The organism is Streptomyces sp. NBC_00162 (genome assembly GCF_024611995.1).
Classification (GTDB): Bacteria; Actinomycetota; Actinomycetes; order Streptomycetales; family Streptomycetaceae; genus Streptomyces.
This window is the reverse complement of sequence record NZ_CP102509.1, coordinates 1,412,019-1,428,958: the sequence shown is the minus strand read 5'-3', so window position 1 is coordinate 1,428,958 and position 16,940 is coordinate 1,412,019. Positions and strand designations below refer to the sequence as shown.

Annotated in this window: 13 protein-coding genes and 2 pseudogenes; 3 read left to right on the top strand and 12 right to left on the bottom strand. The window is 69.6% G+C overall.

Annotated elements, in window-relative coordinates; translation table 11 throughout:
* Nucleotides 1-67 precede the first annotated feature (67 nt).
* Nucleotides 68-2,550 (top strand): annotated as a pseudogene (locus JIW86_RS07350) (SpoIIE family protein phosphatase).
* A gap of 33 nt (nt 2,551-2,583) precedes the next feature.
* On the opposite strand, the gene xdhC reads toward JIW86_RS07350, so the two are convergent.
* From xdhC to ectA, 7 genes are all read right to left on the bottom strand, one after another.
* Complete coding sequence (gene xdhC / locus JIW86_RS07345) at nt 2,584-3,450, bottom strand: xanthine dehydrogenase accessory protein XdhC (RefSeq protein WP_257553040.1); 867 nt, start codon at nt 3,448-3,450, stop codon at nt 2,584-2,586.
* Nucleotide 3,451: 1 nt separating this feature from the next.
* The gene (gene xdhB, locus JIW86_RS07340; protein ID WP_257553039.1) at nt 3,452-5,851 is read right to left on the bottom strand and encodes a xanthine dehydrogenase molybdopterin binding subunit; all 2,400 of its coding nucleotides are present in this window, start codon (nt 5,849-5,851) and stop codon (nt 3,452-3,454) included.
* A complete protein-coding gene (locus tag JIW86_RS07335) occupies nt 5,848-7,323 on the bottom strand; it encodes a xanthine dehydrogenase small subunit (protein WP_257553038.1) in 1,476 nt (491 codons plus the stop codon). Before JIW86_RS07335 ends, xdhB begins: the two co-directional genes overlap by 4 nt.
* Before the next feature lie 471 nt (nt 7,324-7,794).
* Nucleotides 7,795-8,697 carry an ectoine hydroxylase gene (gene thpD / locus JIW86_RS07330; protein WP_257553037.1) on the bottom strand — a complete coding sequence of 301 codons (903 nt, stop codon included), beginning with the start codon at nt 8,695-8,697 and terminating at the stop codon, nt 7,795-7,797.
* Between the two features lie 76 nt (nt 8,698-8,773).
* Nucleotides 8,774-9,178, bottom strand: coding sequence for an ectoine synthase (locus tag JIW86_RS07325; RefSeq protein ID WP_257553036.1), 405 nt, complete (start codon nt 9,176-9,178; stop codon nt 8,774-8,776).
* A 36-nt stretch (nt 9,179-9,214) separates the two neighbouring features.
* Nucleotides 9,215-10,483 carry a diaminobutyrate--2-oxoglutarate transaminase gene (gene ectB, locus JIW86_RS07320; protein WP_257553035.1) on the bottom strand — a complete coding sequence of 423 codons (1,269 nt, stop codon included), beginning with the start codon at nt 10,481-10,483 and terminating at the stop codon, nt 9,215-9,217.
* Nucleotides 10,484-10,548: 65 nt separating this feature from the next.
* Nucleotides 10,549-11,109, bottom strand: a complete 561-nt coding sequence (ectA, locus tag JIW86_RS07315) for a diaminobutyrate acetyltransferase (protein ID WP_257553034.1) — start codon at nt 11,107-11,109, stop codon at nt 10,549-10,551.
* A gap of 331 nt (nt 11,110-11,440) precedes the next feature.
* Between ectA and ppk2 the strand changes: the two genes are divergently transcribed.
* Nucleotides 11,441-12,235 (top strand): polyphosphate kinase 2, encoded by a 795-nt coding sequence (gene ppk2, locus JIW86_RS07310; protein ID WP_257553033.1) that lies wholly within the window; start codon nt 11,441-11,443, stop codon nt 12,233-12,235.
* A 15-nt stretch (nt 12,236-12,250) separates the two neighbouring features.
* Here ppk2 and JIW86_RS07305 read toward each other — a convergent pair whose 3' ends face one another.
* The 4 genes and pseudogenes from JIW86_RS07305 to JIW86_RS07290 form a co-directional block, all read right to left on the bottom strand.
* Nucleotides 12,251-12,478 (bottom strand): amphi-Trp domain-containing protein, encoded by a 228-nt coding sequence (locus tag JIW86_RS07305; RefSeq protein WP_215150726.1) that lies wholly within the window; start codon nt 12,476-12,478, stop codon nt 12,251-12,253.
* Nucleotides 12,479-12,586: 108 nt separating this feature from the next.
* Nucleotides 12,587-12,970 carry a hypothetical protein gene (locus tag JIW86_RS07300; protein WP_257553032.1) on the bottom strand — a complete coding sequence of 128 codons (384 nt, stop codon included), beginning with the start codon at nt 12,968-12,970 and terminating at the stop codon, nt 12,587-12,589.
* 124 nt (nt 12,971-13,094) lie between these two features.
* A pseudogene (locus JIW86_RS41630) lies at nt 13,095-13,205 on the bottom strand (diacylglycerol kinase); the annotation flags it as partial.
* A 478-nt stretch (nt 13,206-13,683) separates the two neighbouring features.
* Nucleotides 13,684-13,884 carry a hypothetical protein gene (locus JIW86_RS07290; protein WP_257553030.1) on the bottom strand — a complete coding sequence of 67 codons (201 nt, stop codon included), beginning with the start codon at nt 13,882-13,884 and terminating at the stop codon, nt 13,684-13,686.
* A 318-nt stretch (nt 13,885-14,202) separates the two neighbouring features.
* Here JIW86_RS07290 and JIW86_RS07285 point away from each other — a divergent pair, with 318 nt between their 5' ends.
* A complete protein-coding gene (locus tag JIW86_RS07285) occupies nt 14,203-15,384 on the top strand; it encodes a carboxylate-amine ligase (protein WP_257553029.1) in 1,182 nt (393 codons plus the stop codon).
* A 34-nt stretch (nt 15,385-15,418) separates the two neighbouring features.
* Here the strand turns inward: JIW86_RS07285 and JIW86_RS07280 are convergent, their stop codons facing one another.
* A complete protein-coding gene (locus JIW86_RS07280) occupies nt 15,419-16,813 on the bottom strand; it encodes an MFS transporter (protein ID WP_257553028.1) in 1,395 nt (464 codons plus the stop codon).
* Nucleotides 16,814-16,940: the final 127 nt, after the last annotated feature.

The window sequence follows — 16,940 nt, the reverse complement described above, 5'->3', positions numbered from 1 at the left end:
GCGTCTGGCGGCACCGGCTCCTTCGGCCTGCGTTCCGACTCGCCCGAACGGTCCCGGGCACGACAGCATGGAGGGAGGGCGGTCGGCGGGATGCCCTCGGGAGGAGGCGATACAGACAGTGACCGGACATCGCTTTGCGTTCTGCGGGGCTGAGCTTGCCGCTGTCTACGTGGTCGCCGACCAGGCCAGGGAACTGCATCTGGCCGAGCTGACCGGAAACCGCAGCGTCCTCTACGGACTCCCCGCGATCCTCGCCGTGGCCAGCCATTCGCCCGCCGCCAATGCCTTCCGCTCCGGCAGCCCGCTGTGGCTGACTCCCGAGGAACTCGCCACGTTCATCGAGGACGATCCCCACCACTTCCCCACCCGGGTCCGGGACGGTGACCCCAACTCGCCGGCCAAGATCTCGCTGGGCGCGCTGCCGCTGGGACACGGGGACCAGGAGCTCGGGTGCCTGATCGTCGCCGGGGAGGTCGCGGACGGGTTCAGCGCCGACGACCGCAGCCTCCTGGAGCTCTACGCCGATCAGGTGGCGGCCGGACTCGAATCGGTCGCCGCTCGCTTCGCCGGGCGCAAGGCCCCGCAGGCACATCTGGGTCAGTCCCTGGTGCCCCACCAAGGCGGCGCGTTCATCCTGGAACTGAGCACCGGCCGCATGGAGGCCCACGCGCTCGTGCTGGAACTGCTCGGTCTGCCTCCCGAGCAGTTCGACGGGCAGGTGGAGACCCTGCTCGCCTGCGCCGTCCCCGACGACATGCCCGCACTGATGGCGATCGTGGAACCGGACCGGCTGGCCGCCTCCGGACAGCAGCTGGCGTTCCGTATCCGCCGCCCGAACGGCGAGCTGCGCTGGCTGGGGCTGCGTTGCCGAGTGGAGGTGGACTCGGATGGCACACCGCAGCGCGTCCTGGGCGTGGTGGCCGATGCCACCTATCTGCGCCCCAGCGCCGACGAGGTCTCCCTCGTCCAGCGGCTGTCGGCCACGCTGGCCGGCGCGGCGACCATCCGAGACGTCAGCCGGCTGGTGGTCGCCGCCCTGCGCGAGCCGCTCGGCGCCTCCCGGGTCGCGGTAGGCGAACTGGAGCCCGAACGGCTCATCGTCACCGCCCTCGACCCTCCCGAACCCGATGCCTGGCCCGAGGTCTGGCGCTCGGAATGGCGATCCGAATGGCCCGACGTGTCGCTCAGCGACCTGCCCACCCTGCAGAGCGCGCTGCGTGGGGGCACATGAGTCTGTGGCCGCCGGGCGCGGCTCTCGAGCCCGGTCTGCTGGGCGTCGGGCCCGGTGGACTCGCGGTGCTCCCGCTGCCCGCCGAAGGCCGGATCGTCGGGGTGTGTCTGGTGGGGTGGGACGCGGAGCACCGGTTCGGACCGGAGGAGCGGTCGCTGCTGACCGCGACCGCGGGGCTGGTGGGGCAGGCTCTGGTGCGCGCCCACGCACTGGACGCGCGCCACGAACTCGCCACCATGCTCCAGCGCAGTCTGCTGCCCCGTAAGCTCCCGGAGCTGCCGGGCGGAGTCGCTGTCGCCCGCTACCTGCCCGCGACGGCGGGACTCGAGGTCGGCGGCGACTGGTATGACGTCATTCCGCTCAGCGACGGTCATGTGGCGTTCGTCATCGGGGATGTACAGGGGCACAGCGCGGGAGCCGCCACCATCATGGGCCAGATGCGTACGGCGGTCAGGGCCTATGCGGTGGAGGGCCACCCGCCCGATGTGGTGGTCGCGCGGGCCAACCGTCTGCTCGTCGGCATGGAGACCGATCTGTTCGCCACCTGTGCGTATGTGGACCTGGACATGGAGGAGGGCATCGCCAGGGTCGTACGGGCCGGCCACATGCCGCCGATACTGCGCCACCCCGACGGCATCACCGAGGAGATGGTGGTCGAGGGCGGGCCTCCACTGGGCGTGCTCGCGGAAGCCGAGTTCCCCATGACCGAGGCGGGGCTGCTCCCCGGAACCCTGCTCGTTCTGCTGACGGACGGCCTGGTCGAGTCCGCCAGGCTGCCGCTGGAGGAGGGCATGCGGCGGGTGTGCGAAATGCTCGCCGTGGCCGACCCGGCCGATGCCGGAGGGGTGGCCGACGAGCTGGTCCTCGGTGTGGGCCGCCGCGACGACGATGTGGCGGTGCTGTTGCTGCGCTACGACGGCACGGGGGACCGGCCGAAGCGGAGCCACTGGACGGTGTGGCGGCTCCCCAAGGCGGTCATGCACGCGCGCCGCTTCGCCGCGCGCACCCTGCGGTCCTGGGGAGTGGAGGACGAACTCGACGTAGCTCTGCTGGTCGTGTCCGAGCTGGTCACCAACGCCATCGCACACACCCAGGGCGAGGTGGGCATGGATCTGACCCTGTCGACGGACCGGCTGCGGATCGCCGTGAACGACACCTCGCCGCGCAGCCCCGTCAAACCGCTGTCGGTGAGCTGGGAGTCGACCGGCGGTCGCGGGCTGCTCATCGTCGAGGCGACGACGACGGCCTGGGGCTCGGTGCCGCTCAGCGGCGGCAAGCAGGTGTGGGCCGAGATCCCCTGGCGCCCCGCGAGCGGCTGACGCGGAGGCCAGTAGGGTGCCGTGACCGTGAACTCACGCGCTACCGGCCACTGGAGCGAACGGCGCCGCGCCAACCGCGCTCGGCACTGCCCGGTGGCGGTCGTGTTCGAAGGCCCGGAGCAGGTCTGCCGCGACGCTCACCGCGATCGTGGCGGGTTCCTTGCCGGTGATCCCGGCCATTCCGATCGGGGTCTTGATCCGGTCGATGGTGGCGGCGTCGTGGCCGCCCTCGGCGGCCAGCCGCTGCCGGAACCGCGCCCATTTGGCGGCCGAGCCGATCAATCCGATCGAGCCGAGACCGGCGGTGCGCAAGGCGGCGTCGCACAGCGCGGCGTCCTCGGCGTGATCGTGGGTCATGATCAGGACGTGGGTGCCGGGTGCCAGCTCCGTGAGCACCTCCTCCGGAAGCAGCGGAGTGTGGTGCACGTGGATCTGCGCCACCGCGTCCGCGAGCACGCTGAGCCGTTCGTCGGTCAGTATGTCGGGGCGGGTGTCGATCAGGTGCAGATCGAGGTTGTGGCGGGCGAGGATGCGGGCCAGCTCCAGGCCGACGTGCCCGACGCCGAAGACGGCCACCGCTTGGACCACCGGCAGGGGTTCGAGCAGGACCGTGACGGCTCCGCCGCAGCACTGCACGCCGTGTCGGCCGGTGACCTTGTCGTTGAGGGCGAATTCCATCAGCTCCGGCTCCGCGTCGGCCGTGCCGTTCAGCTCGCGCGCCCGATCGATGGCGACCGCCTCGATGTTGCCGCCGCCGATCGAACCCCAGGTCTCGGTCTGTCCCACGACGAGCTTGGCACCGGCCCGGCGGGGCGCGTGGCCGCGCACGGTCGCGACGGTCACGAGCACGCCGGGTTCCCGGCGTGCCCGCAACCGCGCGACCGCGGCGACCCATGTCATGTCAGGCATTGCTCAAAGCGCTTGCTTCGGTGGGGACCTCGCCGGCGCCCGGCGCGTGGCCGTCGTGCTGCACGCCGCCCCTGCGGACCGCTTCGATCGCCCAGTACACCGCCTCCGGTGTCGCGGGGGAGGCGAGTTCCACGCTGACTCCGCCGGGCCCGAACGCCGCGGCGGCCTGCCGCAGCGCTTCTCGTACGGAGAACGCCAGCATCAGCGGAGGCTCACCGACCGCCTTGGACCCGTAGACCGCGCCCTCCTCGGTGGCGTTCTCCAGCAGCCTGACGTTGAACTCCTCGGGCATCTCCGAGAAGCTCGGCAGCTTGTAGGTGCTCGCGGCCTGGGTCAGCAGCCGGCCGCGGTTCGGCCCGTCACCGCTGTCCCAGCGCAGGTCCTCCAGCGTCAGCCAGCCCGCGCCCTGCACGAAACCGCCCTCGACCTGACCGATGTCGATCATCGGGGAGAGGCTGTCGCCGACATCGTGCACGATGTCCACCCGCCGGATGCGGTACGCGCCGGTGAAGCCGTCCACCTCCACCTCGGTAGCGGCGGCGCCGTAGGAGAAGTACTTGAACGGGGAGCCTTGGAAAGTCTTCGCGTCCCAGTGCAGACCCTCGGTCCGGTAGAAACCGGCCGCCGACAGCTGGACTCGCTGGAAGTACGCGGTGCGCACCAGGTCGTCCCAGGCCAGCTCCTTGTCGTTGCCCAGGGCCCGCGCGACGCCCTCGACGATGCGCACGTCCGAGGCGCTCACACCCAGTTGGGTGCCCGCGACCTGCAGCAGCCGCTCGCGCAACTGCTCGCAGGCGTTCTTCACCGCCGCACCGTTGAGATCCGCCCCGGAACTTGCGGCGGTGGCGGAGGTGTTGGGAACCTTGTCCGTGCGCGTCGGGGCCAGCCGCACCTTGTGCAGCGGGATACCCAGAGTGGTCGCGGCCACCTGCAGCATCTTGGTGTGCAGGCCCTGCCCCATCTCGGTGCCGCCGTGGTTGATCAGGACCGAGCCGTCCTTGTAGATCAGCACCAGCGCGCCCGCCTGGTTGAAGGCGGTGAGGTTGAACGAGATTCCGAACTTGATCCCGGTGATCGCGAGCGCCCGCTTGGTGTTCGGGTGCGCGGTGTTGAAGGCCGCGATCTCGAGCTTGCGATCGGCGATGGCGGCGTCTTCCTGAACCTGCTGCCAGATGGTCGAGATCCGCTCGGGGTGGAGGACCGGCTGCCCGTACGGCGTCGAATGGCCCTGCCGGTAGAAGTTGCGCTCGCGCAGCTCCATCGGATCCAGGCCGAGCAGCGGCGCGCACCGGCCCATGATGTCCTCGATCACCAGCATGCCCTGCGGTCCGCCGAAGCCGCGGAAGGCGGTGTTGGAGACCTTGTTGGTCTTGGCGATGCGACCGGCGATACGCGCGTTGGGAATCCAGTAGGTGTTGTCGATGTGGCACAGCGCGCGGGCCACCACCGGCTCGGACAGGTCCAGGCTCCAGCCGCCGTCCGCGGTCAAGGTGGCGTCCAGGGCCTGGATGCGGCCGTCGGCGTCGAAGCCGATCTTCCACTCGGCGTGGAACCCGTGGCGCTTACCGGACATGGTCAGGTCCTGGGTCCGGTTGAGCCGCAAGCGCACCGGCCGGCCGGTCAGCCTGGCGCCGAGCGCGGCGATGGCCGCGAACCCGTGCGGCTGCATCTCCTTGCCGCCGAAGCCGCCACCCATCCGCAGGCACTGCACGGTCACCTCGTGGCTGTGCAGGCCGAGCACGTGCGCGACGATCTCCTGCGTCTCCGAGGGATGCTGAGTGCTGCTCTGGACGAACATCTGCCCGCCCTCGTCGACGTGGGCCAGCGCCGCGTGCGTCTCGAGGTAGAAGTGCTCTTGATCGGAGAACTGGAACTCGCCGGTGAACACGTGCGCGGAGTCGCCGAAACCGGCGTCGACGTCGCCGGCGAGCATCACGGGCCGGGCGCCGTGAAAACTGTCCGCCGCGATGGCGTCCTGCAGCGTGATCAGGGAGGGCTGTTCGTCGAGTTCCACCTCGACGGCCGCCGCACCGAGCCGGGCCGCCTCCAGGGTCTCGGCGAGCACCCAGGCGACCGCGTGGCCGTAGAACATGACCTCGTCGGGGAACAGCGGTTCGTCGTGCTTCATTCCGGCATCGTTCACACCGGGTACGTCGGCGCCGGTCAGCACGCGGACCACACCGGGCACGGCGAGCGCGGGCCCGGTGCGCAGCGCCGTGATCCTGCCGTGGGCCTTCATGACCTGGACCGGGTAGGCGTGCAGCACGTCCTTGGTGCGATGGACCAGGTCGTCGGTGTAGAGCGCGGTGCCGGTGACGTGCAGGTTGGCGCTCTCGTGTGGCATCGAAACGCCGACGACCGGCATTTCGGGGCGCTCGGACAAATGGCTCATGACGACACCGCCTCGGTGGTTTGTGCGTACAGCTTCAGCAGGCTCTGGCCGAGCATCGCGGAGCGGTAGCCGGAGCTGGCGCGGTGATCGTCCATCGGCGTGCCCTGGGCCCGCAGCACCCGGGCCGCGCCCTCGACGGTCTCCACCGCCCACGGCTTGCCCTCCAGGGCCGCCTCGGCGGCGATGGCGCGGATCGGGGTGGCGGCCACGCCGCCCAGGCCGATGCGTGCCTTGCGTACGATCCCGTCCTCGATGTCGAGCGCGAACGCGACCGCCACGCTGGAGATGTCGTCGAAGCGCCGTTTGGCGATCTTGTGGAAGGCCACGACCGGCGACAGCGGCAGCGGGACGCGTACCGCGCGGATCAGCTCGCCGGGACGGCGCACGCTCTGCCGGTAGCCGGTGAAATAGTCGGACAGGGGGACTTCGCGCTCACCGTCGGCGTCGGCGAGTACCACCGACGCCTCGAGCGCGAGCAGCACCGGCGGACTGTCACCGATGGGGGACCCGGTACCCAGGTTGCCGCCGAGGGTCGCACTGTTGCGGATGAGCCGGGATGCGAACTGCGGGAACAGCTCTGCCAGCAGTGGAACGCTGCCGTCGAGGCGGCGTTCGATCTCTGTGAGCGTCAGCGCCGCCCCGATCTCGATGTGGTCGGATTCGACTCGCAGCAACCGCATTTCGGGCAGCCGGTCGACCGCGACCACGCAATTCGCCCTGCGGGAACGGATGTTCACCTCCACGCCCCAGTCGGTGCTTCCGGCGACCACCACCGCGCCGGGCCGCTCGCGCAGCAGCCGCAGCGCATCGGCCAGGGTGCTCGGCCGCAGGAACGCGCTGTCGTCCTGGGTGTATTCGGTGGCGGCCGGTTCGGGCGGGGACTGCTCGCGGCGCTGCGCCAAGGCGTCGTCCTCGGCGGGCGCACCGACGGCGAACGCGGCATCGCGAATCGGGCGATAGCCGGTGCAGCGGCACAGGTTTCCGCTCAGCGCGTGCAGGTCGAAACCGTTCGGACCGTGTTCGGAGTCGGTGCTGTCGGCCGAGGCCGCGTCCGAGTCCGCGTGTGCGCAGCGGCCGGGGCGGTAGTACTCGGAGGCCATGCTGCAGATGAACCCCGGTGTGCAGTAACCGCATTGGGAACCGCCGCGGACGGCCATCTCCTCCTGCACAGGGTGCAAGGTGGCCGGCATACCGGGTTCGCCGGCGGTGGCGAGACCTTCGGAGGTGACGACCTCCTGACCGTCGAGCGCCGCGACCGGGACCAGGCAGGCGTTGACCGCCACCCAGTCGGTGGGCTTGTGCACCCCGGGACGGGCCACCAGGACCGAGCAGGCGCCGCATTCACCCTCGGCGCAGCCCTCCTTGGTGCCGGTGAGGCCGCGCTCGCGCAGGAAATCCAGCACCGTGGTGTGGGGTGCAGCCGGTGAAATCGGTGCCTCTTTCCCGTTGACCGTGATCCGCGCCGCTACCATGGCACGTCCTCATTTCGGCGCGCGGTCGATCTGACTGTCCTAGTCGCCATTTCAGGAGCTTTCTATTTCGGTGACGCAGCTCGAGAACCCAGAGCGCAATAAATCGGCACACAACGACGTGCCGTAAACGGTGACAGAGATGGAAAGGTGCCGGGGCCGCGATCGGGCACGCCGGCAAGAGGGGCTGCTCAGCAGCCGTGTGCTACACGACCCGGAGCCCAGGCGATCTGGTGAGCGAGGCGAGACAGCTCGGAGATGGTCGACATCCGGCTTCGCCTCCTTCCAGTAGCTCGCGAATCGGTGCGGCCGAAGTTACGTTGCCGCAGGTTCATCGGTCAAGCCGATGTCGGTCGATTCCACGAAGACCGGCCACTTCGTGCGGCCGGTCTTCGTACGCGCAACCAATCGGGTGCGGGGGACAGGCCGGCCCGGCCGGGCAGATGCCGGGCCGGGCCGGGTCGGCCGGACGCGTCAGCGCACGGGGGTGAAGTCCTGCGAGGCGATGTACCCGGGGCGGCGCACCGGGGCGGCGAAGGGCTTCGACGGGCGGTTCTCGACGCTGTTGAAGACGAGGAACACGTTGCTGCGCGGGTGGGGCGTGATGTTGTCACCCGAGCCGTGCATCGCGTTGCAGTCGAACCAGGTGGCCGAACCCGCCTTGCCGGTGAAGAGCTTGATGCCGCAGGCCGAGGCGAACTTGGTCAGCGCCTCGTCCGAGGGGGTGCCCGCATCCTGCATCTGGAGGGACTTCTTGTAGTTGTCCTTCGGCGTCGCACCGGCACAGCCCAGGAAGCTCCGGTGGGAGCCGGGCATGATCATCAGGCCGCCGTTGGTGGTGTAGTTCGGCGTCAGGGCGATGGACACCGACACGGTGCGCATGTGCGGCAGGCCGTCCTCGGCGTGCCAGGTCTCGAAGTCGGAGTGCCAGTAGAAGCCGCTGGCGCCGAAACCGGGCTTTACGTTGATCCGGGACTGGTGCACATACACCTCGGAGCCCAGGATCTGTCGCGCGCGCCCCACCACACGCGGATCGGCGGCGAGGGACGCGAACACCTCGCTGATCCGGTGGACTTCGAAGACGGAGCGTACTTCCCGGGACTTCGGCTCCACGATGGACCGCTCGTCGGCCAGCGTCGAAGGATCGCGCAGCAGCCGGTCCATCTCGGCCCGGTAGACGTCCACCTCGTCGGGCGTGATGAGTTCGTCGACGGACAGGTAGCCGTCGCGCTCGAAGCTCTCCAGCTCGTGGGCCCAGATGGGGCCCGGGGTGCCGGGCTCGGACCAGACGACGGGGTCGGTGCGGCCGGTGAGCACCTCCTCGGAGCCCCTGGTCGGATACAGGTCGTTCGCAGTGCGGGTGGATGCGTAGGTCATGGTGGTGCCTGCCTCTCCTCTCCGTGCTTTCTCTCTGGGCTTTCTCGCGTGCTTTCTTTCTGGGTGTTTCCGCAGGTCAGCTGTGGTCGGGTTCGGTGAGCAGCGGGTACACGCCGTTCTCGTCGTGGTCCTCCCGGCCGGTCACGGGCGGGTTGAAGACGCACAGGCAGCGGAACTCGTGCTTCACGCGCAGGGTGTGCCGCTCGTGGCCGTCGAGGAGGTACATGGTTCCCGGCGTGATCGTGTAAGTCCGGCCCGTCTCCTCGTCCGTGAGTTCAGCCTCCCCCGCCGTGCAGACCACGGCCTCCACATGGTTCGCGTACCACATGGACGTCTCGGTGCCGGCGTACAGGACGGTCTCGTGCAGGGAGAAGCCGACGCGTTCCTTGGCCAGGACGATGCGCTTGCTCTCCCAGGTGCCGGATGTCGCCCTGACGTGGCGGTCGGTTCCCTCGATGTCCCGGAACGAGCGGACGATCATGGTGGTGCCCTTCGTGGTGTGGGGGGCGGGTGCCGGTCAGGCGGCTTCGCGGACGGAGCGGGCGAGGATGGCAAGGCCCTCGTCGAGTTCGTCGCCGGTGACGGTGAGCGGCGGGAGCAGCTTCACGACCTCGCTCTCGGGGCCCGAGGTCTCGACGAGGAGACCGTGCTCGAAGGCCCTCCGGCAGACCTCCGCCGCGCGCTCCTTGTGGGCGAATTCGATGCCCCAGACCAGTCCGCGGCCCCGGTAGGTCGCGCCCAGCTGGCCGTGTTCGCCGCACAGCTCGCGCAGCGCGCTCTCGATGCGCCCGCCCTGGACGAGGGTCCGCTCGCGCAGGACGCCGTCGCCCCAGTACGTCTCCAGGGCCGCGGTGGCGGTGACGAAGGCCGGGTTGTTGCCGCGGAAGGTGCCGTTGTGCTCGCCCGGCTCCCAGAGGTCCAGCTCGGGCTTGAACAGGCACAGGGACATGGGGAGTCCGTAGCCGCTGATGGACTTGGACAGCGTGACGATGTCCGGGGTGATGCCGGCCTCCTCGAAGGAGAAGAACTCGCCGGTCCGGCCGCAGCCCATCTGGATGTCGTCGACGATGAGCAGCATGTCGCGGCGCCGGCACAGGTCCGCGAGGGCGCGGAGCCATTCCGCGCGGGCCACGTTGATCCCGCCCTCGCCCTGGATCGTCTCGACGATGACCGCCGCCGGGTGGTTGAGGCCGGAGCCCTGGTCCTCCAGCAGCCGCTCGAACCAGAGGAAGTCGGGGACCCGGCCGCCGAGGTAGTTGTCGAAGGGCATCGGCGTGCCGTGCACCAGCGGGATGCCTGCGCCGGCCCGTTTGAAGGCGTTGCCCGTGACGGCGAGCGAGCCGAGCGACATGCCGTGGAAGGCGTTGGTGAAGGACACGACCGACTCGCGGCCCTTGGCCTTCCGCGCCAGCTTGAGCGCCGCTTCGACGGCGTTGGTCCCGGTGGGTCCCGGGAACATCACCTTGTAGGGCAGTGCGCGGGGTTCGAGGACGTGGGACCGGAACGTCTCGAGGAAGGCCCTCTTGGCGGTCGTCGCCATGTCCAGCCCGTGCGTGATGCCGTCCCGCTCCAGGTAGTCGAGCAGGGCCCGCTTCAGGACGGGGTTGTTGTGGCCGTAGTTGAGGGACCCGGCGCCCGCGAAGAAGTCCAGGTAGCCGCGGCCGTGTTCGTCGTACAGCCGGCTTCCCGTGGCGCGCTCGAAGACGACGGGCCAGGCGCGGCAGTAGCTTCGCACCTCGGACTCCACGGTCTCGAAGACGGACAGGACCGGCTCGGTCATGGTCAAGGCAACTCTCCAATGAATGTGGGGGTGTTCGGTATCGGCTGTGCGAACCGGGATCAGAACCGGGATCAGAAGTGGAGCGGCCCGATGCGGTGCAGGACCTCCGGGGCGTGCCCGCCGTCCGGGAACTCTTCCGCGGTGAACAGCACTTCGCGCGTGAGCGTGGCGCCGTGCCGTGCGGCGTACGAGGCGAACAGTCGCTCCGACGCGAGGTTTCCGGGGGAGATGGTGGTCTCCAGGGAGCTCAATCCGTGTTCTGCCGCCACGCGGGCGGAGAGGCCGTCGAGCAGGGCCCCGGCGATTCCCAGGCCGCGGGCGGAGGCGTCGACGGCGATCTGCCAGACGAGCAGGGTTCCGGGACTGTCGGGCCGCAGGTATCCGCTGACGAATCCGACGGCACGCCCGGAGGCGTCGCGGGCCACCGCGGACGTGCCGGCGAAGTCACGGCACCAGAGGAGATAGCTGTAGGCCGAGTTGAGGTCCAGCGTCCTGGAGTCGCGGGCGAGGCGCCACAGCAGGGGGCCGTCACCTGGGCGGGGGCGGTCGATGTGCGTGGTGGGGTTGGTCGGGGTGGTCGGAGCGGACGGCAGGATCTTTCCGTAACGGGCTAGTTCTGCATGAGCAGTCATGCGGGCCGAAGTTACCCAGCGATGGCGCAAATTGCATGGCCCTGAGGGGTTATGGAACTGGCATGACTCGTGATAGTTGCAGACGGCTTCCTGGGATCGCGAGACGCTGGCAAGTGCCCCGTAGTTCTATGAAAAATGCTGATATTTCCACCCCACCCCCGCTTCTATAACGAGCGGATAACGTCTTTGTTCTGTCTCATATATTCCACTTGAATGTGATGTCTTCGTCGGCCGGTCGGGGGTTTCGTTCATAGCTGCACGGTTATACGCGACGGCGCGCCTGGCCGGCGCGACGGATTTCGCGCCGGACTACGACGGGGAGGAGACGGCCATGGGTCTCAAGAAGGCGGTCTACGAGAAGGAACTGCTGCGGCTCCAGACGGAGCTGATCAAGCTCCAGGAATGGGTGCGTGTGGAGGGTGCCCGACTGGTCGTCGTCTTCGAAGGCCGGGACGCAGCGGGCAAAGGCGGAACGATCAAACGCGTCGCAGAACACCTCAACCCCCGCGTGGCACGTATCGCGGCCCTTCCGAAGCCGACGGAGCGGGAGCGCACCCAGTGGTACTTCCAGCGCTACGTGGAGCACCTGCCGGCCGCCGGTGAGATCGTGCTCTTCGACCGCAGCTGGTACAACCGCGCCGGAGTGGAACACGTCATGGGCTTCTGTACGCCCGCCGAGCATCAGCGCTTCCTGCGCCAGTGCCCGGTCTTCGAGCACATGCTGGTGGAAGACGGGATCCTGCTCCGCAAGTACTGGTTCTCCGTCAGCGATGCCGTCCAGGAGGAACGCTTTCGCCGCCGCACGCAGGACCCGTTGCGGCGGTGGAAGCTCTCGCCGATGGACCTGGAGTCCCTCACGCGCTGGGAGGCGTACTCCCGGGCCAAGGACGAGATGCTCGTCCACACGGACACGGTGGACGCCCCCTGGTACGTGGTCGAGAGCGATGACAAGCGCAGCGCGAGACTGAACATGATCGCCCACCTGCTGTCATCGGTCTCCTACGAGGACGTGGCCCTGCCGTCGCTCGTCCTGCCGCCGCGGCCCCCGTCGACGGGATACGAGCGCCCGCCCAAGGAGCTTCAGACCGCCGTACCCGATCACGCGGCCGGTCTTCGGAAAGCCTGATGCCCGCCCCTGAACTCAGGCGGTGGGCCACTTGAGTTCGATCTCCATCTCGATCTCCCCGTCGCCGACCTCGACCTCGATCTCGGTGCGGAGTTCGTCCGGGATCCGCAGGGTCAGGGTCCCGGGACCGAGCTCCAGTTCGGCATTGCCGCCGTGCCTCAGCGCCTCCGCGAGCGCGGAGAGCTGGTCGGCGGCCTCGAGGCGGGACAGGGAACGCTTCTGCTCAAACTTGAGGTCCTTCACGGATGTCTCCAATCCGCTACGAACAGCGAAACAGCGGGAACAGCGAAAGCAGCGGTAAGGCTCATTGTGACGCTGCGCGGCAGGTCGGGCATCCTCGGGCCGGGCGAGTCACGGGGCACGCTCCGCGTCGGCCCGGTCCTCCGCTGCGCGCCCCGGCCGCCGCCGGCTGAAGGCCAGTGACACGACCTCACGCCAGTGCATGGGCGGACCGGCCGCCGGAGCCCCGGGGCGAATCCTCGGTACCAGTACGCGCAACGCACCCGGGCGGATGGAGCAGGTGACGGGTGTGGGCATGGTCAGGGCCTCTCCGTCCACGGCGACCGGGATGCTGTCGGTGTCCGATCCGATGACGACCTGCTGGGAGGTCAGTACCTGGAGGCCGGCGGCCCGGGCACCTCGGAGCGCGACGTCGGCCGCCTGGGCCGCGTTGTTCACCCGGATCCCGACGACTCCCAGCACTCCGAGGTCGAGCCGGGTTCTGCGGCCGCCCATGGTCATCGGTTCGGGGGCGGCGCGCCAAGGTTCTCGGCCTGGACCACAAGGACCCGGCCCGGTGCCCGCCCGCCACCCCGAGCAGGTCCGCGCCTTCGGCCACCGCCTGACGGGCGATTTCGGCCACGTCCGTCCTGACCGCGGTGTCCAGCAGCACGACCCGAGCACCCAGCGCCTCGGCCTTCTCGGCCAGGCCGAACCGGCCGACCTTGCCACCGCCGGACCTCGGGTTCATGATCAGCACCGGATGCCGGGGGAGGGCGCAGGCGACCGCCTGCATTCCCTCGGGTTGTCGCACCCCGCGCAGCGCCGCCCGCGCGCACACCACGGCGGCTCCCCACAGCGCGATGGCGGTCAGCGCCACGGGCCACAGATCCGCCCGGGCGTAGATGACCAGGACGGCCAGCGGTGCGCCCGTCATGATCAGTGCTCCGACCACCCGCACCGCGCCGTGGTGGGACAGCACCCACCACGTACCCACGGCCGCGAGCGCCGCGCCGACCACCCCGACCACGAGGATGAACAGACCGCCGGGGCCGCTCGCAGCCACCAGTGCCACCACCGCGCCCAGTGCGCAGGCCAAGGCCAGCCCGGCTGACAGCCGTGCCCGACTCCGGGGAGCGGACGGCCGATCGGAGAGTCATGGCAGAGCCCCGGCCGGGGTGGCTGTGTCCGGCCGGGGCTCTGCGTACGTGGGACCGCGGTGCTCCGGTTCAGAAGTCCTCGTCGTCACGCAGGTCGCGCTCTTCCTGGAGCGGGTGTTCCCCGCGGCGCCGGCTGATCTCGTCGGGGCCCTTTCCACGGGGTGGCGGGCCCTGGTCGGGGTGGACGGGGTCCTGGCTAGGGCGCCGCAGCCGCTCCTGTTCCTCGCGGCTCTTGTCCGGCTCACGGCGCTTGTCCTGGCTACCGCCCATGAGGGTGACTCCTTCGATGCGTGTGAAGGCCTTCTGCTCCCACACTCACGCGGTCCGTCACGATGCGCATCCCGTCGACCGCGAATCGTGGCGGGGGAGTGACGCGAGAGGGACGTACTGTGCCCTGCGGTACGGCCGTTCCGGGTTGTCGGGGTCGTGCGAATGCCGAGGTCAAGGCACGTATCGGACCCGGGTCTGCGTCCCGCACGGCTGTGTCCGGGGATGTGGGAGATGATGGCCCTACAGAGCCGAGCCGGGGAGAGGCGGGTTCCGTTGCCCGCCAGGGCAGGGGGACCCGCCCGGTGAAGGGGAACTGCCATGACGCTGATCCTGCCTACGCCCGCGGGCCGTGACTTCCTGGACCGTCCTGACCCGCAAGCGGAGCCCGCGCTGCCGAGCGGGCTGGTGACGATGGGCGTGGAGGAAGAGTTCCTGTTGGTGGACCGCCATACGCGGGCCCCTTCGGGCAGTGCGCCGCATGTCCTCGAGGCCGCGGCCACGGTGCTGGGAAGCCAGGCGCAGGGCGAGTTCTACACCGCGCAGGTGGAGGTCTGTACCCAGCCGGTCTCGACGGCGGCCGCGCTGCGGGCCGAGCTCGTCCGCCTGCGGAGGGTGATGGGGGATGCGGCGGCGGGAGAGGGATGCCTGCTGGTCGCTTCCGGGACCCCGGTGACGGACCCCGCGGAGCCGCTGACGGTGAGCGACGACGAACGCTATCAGCGCATGGCCCATGGCTTCGCCGCAGCCCTGGGGCAGTACGACGGCATCGTGTGCGGCTGCCACATCCACGTCGGCGTGACCAGCAGGGCGCAGGCTCTGGCACTGGCCAACCACATGAGGCCCTGGCTGCCCACCCTCCAGCACCTGGCTGCGAATTCCCCCTTCGTCCACGGCCGGGACACCAGCTATGCCAGCCGGCGAGCCGTCGAGCACACCCGCTGGCCGACGGTCGGGCCGGCGCCCATGCTGCCGGACGAGGCCGCCTACGAGGAGGCGGTCACCTCGCTCATGGCCGAGAGGGGCCTGCTGGACCGCCGGATGATCTACTGGTACGCCCGGCCGTCCGAACACGTCCCCACCCTGGAGATCCGGGTCGCCGACGTCAACGCAGACGTCGACACCGTCGTCCTCCTTGCAGCCCTCGTCCGAGCCCTGGCAACGACGCTGCTCACGGACATCTCTCAAGGCCGCCCGGTCCCGATGTTCCCGGAGACTGCGCTGTACGAGGCCCATCGCATGGCCGCCCGCCACGGCATGGAAGGCGTCGGCCTGGATCCGGCCACCGGATGCACCCTCCCCGCCCACATCCTGGCCGAGCGGCTGCTCGCCAAGACCGCCCCCGCGCTTGCCGTCGCCGGCGACCTCTCACTGGTCGAACAGCACCTCTGGCAGCTGCGTACCTACGGCGGAGGCGCGGCGAGGCAACGCGCCGCCTACGGCCACCACGGCCGGCTGCGCGATGTCGTGGACTACCTTGCCGAGACCACCGCCGCCGCCTGAACGGGCGCTTCCCGTACGGTGCCGACGCCATGGGTCAGCGAGTGGCGCTCGGATCCGGGCGCCGGGGGAGGAACACCGCGGCGGCGAGGCCGACGAGCCCGAGAACCGCCAGGGTGATCATCGAGGCGCCGTAGGCACGGGTGGTGAGGCCGGCGACGAGGATGGTGCCGGCGACCGCGGTTCCGAGCGATGAGCCGAGGTTGGAGATGCAGCGTGAGAGCCCGGAGATCTCGCCTTGCTGTTCATCGGGGAAGCTCGACTGCACGACGTTGACCGAGGGGGTCAGCATCAGGCCGATTCCCAGGCCGATCAGCAGGAGTCCGGGGGCGAAGGCCCACGCATTCGGAGTGCCGCTCACCATGCTCAGCAGGACGCCGACTCCGGCGATCGTCACGATGAAGCCCGTCATGATGAGGGTGCGCTGCGTGTGCCGTTCGGCCAGGCGCGCGGCGGCCAGTGAAGACACGAGCAGGCCGAGGGTGGCCGCCGTGAAGATCACGCCGGTCTGGATCGCGTCGTATCCGCGGACGACCTGCAGATAGGTGGCGACCACGAACGAGGTCCCCATGAGGATGAGCCACTGGATGTTCTGCGTGACGAGTCCGAGGTTGGACGTCCGGTTGCGGAACAGGCTCGTCGACAGGAGCGGCTCCTTGCCGGCCCGCTCCTTGGCGCGTACCGACAGGAAGAACCACAGCAGCACGAGTGCGCCGAGAACGAGCAGAGCGATCATCAGCCAGATGTTGTTGTCGGCTGCCAGGATCCCCGTGACGATGAGGATGAGGCCGACGGCCGAGAGGACCGCTCCGGCGGTGTCGAAGGGGCGCGTGGGATCCGCCGGCAGGGGATCCTTGATGCGTCGGCTCAGGATGATGATCAATGCGATCACCAGGGCCTGGAACACGAAGGCCGCCCGCCAGCTGATGGCGGAGGTGATGAGTCCGCCGATCAGCGGCCCCGCGGCGGCGCCGATCCCTCCCAGGGCCATGATGGTCCCGAACGCACGCGCACGTGAGGTCACGTCCGTGTACAGGAGCGTGGTGAGGATGTAGACGGGCGGGATGAGCAGTGCCGTGCCGACTCCCTCGAGGATCGAGTTGCCGACGATGAGGATGCCCAGACCCGGCGCGATCGCGCTCAGCAAGGCGCCGACGCCGTACACGGCGAGGCCGGCCAGGAAGCACCGCTTGCGGCCGTAGCGGTCGGTCAGCTTGCCGCCGGGGATCATCAGCGCCGCCATGACCAGGAGGAAGATCGTGATCGCGATCTGCACTCCTTGTACGGTCGTGTCCAGATCCTCGCTGATGTCGTTGATCATCACGTTCATGTTCGAACCGGCGAAGCTGCAGATGAACTGGGCCAGCGCGAGTGGGGCCAGCACGCCACGCACGGCGCCGGCGGTGCGTCCCGTGACATCCGCGTCAGCCATCGGCGCTGCTCCGTTCTGCCGCCGTGGTGCCCTGCTTTCCAGCGTGCGCCGCGGCTGAGCTCACCGCACTCCGGCTGGGGACCGGCGAACAGCCCCGATCCGGCGCCCTGGGGACCGCGCACGCATC

What these genes read in the sequence shown, in the direction of transcription:
- xdhC (WP_257553040.1), bottom strand. Translation starts at nt 3,450, where the DNA reads ATGACATGGGTCGCCGCGGTCGCGCGGTTGCGGGCACGCCGGGAACCC.
- xdhB (WP_257553039.1), bottom strand. Translation starts at nt 5,851, where the DNA reads ATGAGCCATTTGTCCGAGCGCCCCGAAATGCCGGTCGTCGGCGTTTCG.
- JIW86_RS07335 (WP_257553038.1), bottom strand. Translation starts at nt 7,323, where the DNA reads ATGGTAGCGGCGCGGATCACGGTCAACGGGAAAGAGGCACCGATTTCA.
- thpD (WP_257553037.1), bottom strand. Translation starts at nt 8,697, where the DNA reads ATGACCTACGCATCCACCCGCACTGCGAACGACCTGTATCCGACCAGG.
- JIW86_RS07325 (WP_257553036.1), bottom strand. Translation starts at nt 9,178, where the DNA reads ATGATCGTCCGCTCGTTCCGGGACATCGAGGGAACCGACCGCCACGTC.
- ectA (WP_257553034.1), bottom strand. Translation starts at nt 11,109, where the DNA reads ATGACTGCTCATGCAGAACTAGCCCGTTACGGAAAGATCCTGCCGTCC.
- ppk2 (WP_257553033.1), top strand. Translation starts at nt 11,441, where the DNA reads ATGGGTCTCAAGAAGGCGGTCTACGAGAAGGAACTGCTGCGGCTCCAG.
- JIW86_RS07300 (WP_257553032.1), bottom strand. Translation starts at nt 12,970, where the DNA reads ATGGGCGGCCGCAGAACCCGGCTCGACCTCGGAGTGCTGGGAGTCGTC.
- JIW86_RS07290 (WP_257553030.1), bottom strand. Translation starts at nt 13,884, where the DNA reads ATGGGCGGTAGCCAGGACAAGCGCCGTGAGCCGGACAAGAGCCGCGAG.
- JIW86_RS07285 (WP_257553029.1), top strand. Translation starts at nt 14,203, where the DNA reads ATGACGCTGATCCTGCCTACGCCCGCGGGCCGTGACTTCCTGGACCGT.
- JIW86_RS07280 (WP_257553028.1), bottom strand. Translation starts at nt 16,813, where the DNA reads ATGGCTGACGCGGATGTCACGGGACGCACCGCCGGCGCCGTGCGTGGC.